Source organism: Mesorhizobium sp. (genome assembly GCF_041661565.1).
Taxonomy (GTDB): Bacteria; Pseudomonadota; Alphaproteobacteria; order Rhizobiales; family Rhizobiaceae; genus Mesorhizobium.
Map to the genome: position 1 here is coordinate 1 of NZ_JBAZUD010000252.1, position 3,458 is coordinate 3,458.

Consider the following 3,458-nt stretch of genomic DNA (forward strand, 5'->3'; position numbering starts at 1 on the left):
TTGTGGGCGTCGATCTGCTTGGCCTGCGTGCCGATGTTGCCGACCGCCTGGTTGATCGCGGTCATCGACGCTTCGAGGCGCTGGAACACCGCGTCGGCGTTTGCCGGGGTCAGGATATCGTCGGTCGTCGTCAGGGTGTTGATCGTGCCGCCCAGCGACAGGTTCTGCAGCGACAGCGTGATGGCCTGAGCCGCGTCGGCGTCGGCCAGGAACTGCATGTCGGCGGCCTGGCTGCCGTCCAGGAGGTTGGCGCCGTCGAACACGGCGCTCTTGACGACCTGGTCCAGATTCTTGAGCAGGCCCTGGAAGTCGGCGTTCAGCGAGGTCCGCGAGGACGTGGTCAGCGAGGTGTCCTTCGCGGCCACCACCTTCTCGCGCAGCAGCTTCAGGAGGTCCGAGATCGAATCGCCGGCGGCCAGGGCCACGTCGGCGATCGAGGTCGCGCGATCCAGGCTCATCTTGACGGCGCTGAGCGCGCTCATGTCGCCGCGCTGCTCCTGCGCGATCGACCAGACCGCCGCATTGTCCTTGGCGGTCGAGATGGCTTCACCCGTGTTGATGCGAGTCTGCACCGCCTGCATGTCGTCGTTAGTGCGGTTCAGGTTCTGCAGCGCGATCAGCGCGGGCTGGTTCGTGTTGACGCTCAGCGTCATGCGCGGCCTCCGATCGGCTATTTTGCCGTTTGGTTGCGATCGCGCGCGATTCGGCGAGCGATCTGGTCGCCGCCGAACTTGGGGTCAGAAAGTAAGATTATGGTTAACGCTTATAAACCATGTCTGTTTACGCCCGCGGCCCACTGTCGCACCCGCCATGCGGTCGGGCGGTTCGCTCAGGCCTGGCCGTCGAAGACGTCGCCCGACGCGTAGGTGGTTTCCTCGCGCAGCTTCAGAATCTGCTCGCGCGGAAATTGCTGCAGCGTCTCGCCCGTCCGACGATCCACGGTCTTGTAGACATACTCACCGGAGTCGCCGTCCTGCTCGATCACCAGGCGCAGGTCGCCAGGCTGCGGGCCGGCCTCGACCGGCGGAGCCGGCTGGTGCTCGATCGGCTGGGCGGCCGGCGCCGAAACGACGTTCGCGCCCTCGGACGGGTCCGGGGCGTTCGTAGCGGGAGCGGTTGAGGCGACGAAGTCTCTGATCGCCGACAAAGCGGCCTTGGGTTCCATTTCCTATTTACCGGCGCTTGCGGGCCGGCCCTCCTCTCTTGCTTCTCTCCTTGCTCGTCGATCCCCGAAAAGGCGGAGGCGGGCCAAGCGGGCCCGCCTCCGCTCCGCGTTCCTTAACGGAACAGGCTCAGGATCGACGACGAGGACTGGTTGGCGATCGACAGCGCCTGCACACCCAGCTGTTGCTTGGTTTGCAGCGACTGCAGCTTGGCGCTTTCCTTGGCCAGGTCGGCGTCCACCAGGTTGCCGACGCCGGCGTCCAGGCTGTCTTGCAGCTTGCCGATGAAGGTCAGGTGGGTGTCGAGGCCGACAGAGCTGGTGCCCAGCGAGGCCAGCTTGTTGGTGGCCGTGCCGATGGCCTTGTCGATGTCGCTGATCATCGACTTGGCAGACGAGGCCGAACTGAAGGCCGGGGTAGCGGTGGTCAGGCCGAGACCGGCCAGACCCAGGGTCTGAGCCTTCACGGTAAAGCCCGTGCCGTCCGAATTGGCCAGGAAGGTCATGTTCGTGACCTTGCCGTCGGCCAGGCTGGCGCCGTTGAACTTGGCGTTGTCGGCGGCCTTCTGGACCTGCTCGCGCAGCGAGGTGAAGTCCGACAGCAGGGCATTGAACGAAGCGGTGTTCAGCGAGGTGTCGGAAGCGGCCAGGGCCTTTTCCTTCATCTTGCTGAGCAGGTCGGTGATGGTGTCGCCGGCCGCCAGGGCCACGTCGATCGTCGACTGGCCGCGCTGCAGCGAGTCCTTCACCGAGTTCAGGGACGACGAGGTCGCGTTCTGAATCTTGGACATGGCCCAGATGGCGCCGTTGTCCTTGGCGTTACCGACCTTTTTGCCGGTGTTGATGCGTTGCTGGACGACGCCCAGTTCGCTGTTGGTGGTGTTGAGGTTTTGCAGGGCGATCAGAGCGCCAGCGTTCGTATTGATGCTATTCAGCGGCATACGAGTAGGTTCCTTTTCAAGGTATCCGACGCCATTTTGGCTGCCGGGAGCGTTTTGCTCGAAAAGGTCTGTAGCAATTGCCGGGCCATTCTTGCCCAGCGGCAAGGCCTCACTAAATCTCTGAAATCATTGCGTTATACATCCATTAACGACGAAGGCTCCCGGCAATTTCTGCCGGGAGCCTTTCGCCATGGGCAATTGTTGCCGGGCACAATATGCGCACCCGGCGGAAAAGAGGCGCCGGACGGCTTTTGACGGCCGTCCGGCGTATCGGGCTCACCCCTTGAACAGCGACAGGATCGTCTGCGGGCTCTGATTGGCGATCGAGAGCGCTTGGACGCCCAGTTGCTGCTTGGTTTGCAGCGACTGCAGCTTGGCGCTTTCCTTCGCCAGGTCCGCGTCGACGAGGTTGCCCACGCCGGCGTCCAGGCTGTCCTGCAACTTGCCCACGAAGGTCAGGTGAGTATCCAGACCGACCGAGGACGTGCCCAGGGAAGACAGTTTGTTCGTCGCCGTTTGCAACGCCTTCGACATGACATCGATCATCGACTTGGCCGTCGATGCCGAGGTGAAGGTGTCGCTACCGGCCACCAGACCAAGACCCACAAGACCCAGGTTTTGCGCCTGGACCGTGAAGTTGCCCCCGTCCGCGTTGGCCAGGAAGCTGATCTGGGCCGTCGTGCCGTCCGCCAGACTGACGCCATTGAACTTCGCGTTTGCCGCGGCCTTTTCGATTTGGCCACGGAGCGTCTCGAAGTCCGACTTCAGCGAGTTGAACGAGGCGGTGTTCAGCGAAGTGTCGGAAGCGGCCAGGGCCTTTTCCTTCATCTTCGTGAGCAGATCGGTGATGGTGTCGCCTGCCGCGAGAGCAACATCGATCGTCGACTGACCGCGCTGGAGCGAATCCTTCACGGCGTTCAACGAACTCGAGCTCGCGCTTTGCATCTTGGCCATCGACCAGATCGCGCCATTGTCCTTGGCGGTTCCAACCTTCTTGCCGGTGTTGATACGGCTCTGGGTAGTGGCGAGCTCCGTGTTGGTTGCGTTCAGGTTTTGGAGCGCAAGAAGGGCGCTCGGGTTCGTGTTGATCGAGTTCAGCATTTGATACCTACCGTTTTGGTGGGATTTGCCCGGCGTATTGCCGGTCGGGCGTTTTGCCCCGCGCGAACCATCGCAAGCGGCGGGCCAACCGAACCGAGGTCGGGGCCAATCCATAAACTATTGATTTTGATGAAGTAATTTTGACTTCAAGGCAAAAACGAAACCGCCCGGCGAATGCAGGATTCGCCGGGCGGCAGGTTTTTCCGAAGCAGGTAGGCAAGACGTTCAGTCTTGCGAAAACCGAAGAATCAGGC

5 protein-coding genes are annotated in these 3,458 nt (G+C 62.3%); all 5 read right to left on the bottom strand.

Going from position 1 to position 3,458, the window contains the following annotated elements:
* Window positions 1–653 (bottom strand): flagellin (locus tag WC739_RS25070; RefSeq protein ID WP_372955679.1); only part of this gene is annotated, 653 nt, incomplete at its 3' end.
* Between the two features lie 176 nt (window positions 654–829).
* A complete protein-coding gene (locus WC739_RS25075; protein ID WP_372955680.1) occupies window positions 830–1,165 on the bottom strand; it encodes a hypothetical protein in 336 nt (111 codons plus the stop codon).
* A 113-nt stretch (window positions 1,166–1,278) separates the two neighbouring features.
* Window positions 1,279–2,208, bottom strand: a complete 930-nt coding sequence (locus WC739_RS25080) for a flagellin (protein ID WP_372955681.1) — start codon at window positions 2,206–2,208, stop codon at window positions 1,279–1,281.
* A gap of 171 nt (window positions 2,209–2,379) precedes the next feature.
* A complete protein-coding gene (locus tag WC739_RS25085; protein ID WP_372955682.1) occupies window positions 2,380–3,204 on the bottom strand; it encodes a flagellin in 825 nt (274 codons plus the stop codon).
* Between the two features lie 7 nt (window positions 3,205–3,211).
* Window positions 3,212–3,458 (bottom strand): hypothetical protein (locus WC739_RS25090; RefSeq protein ID WP_372955683.1); only part of this gene is annotated, 247 nt, incomplete at its 5' end.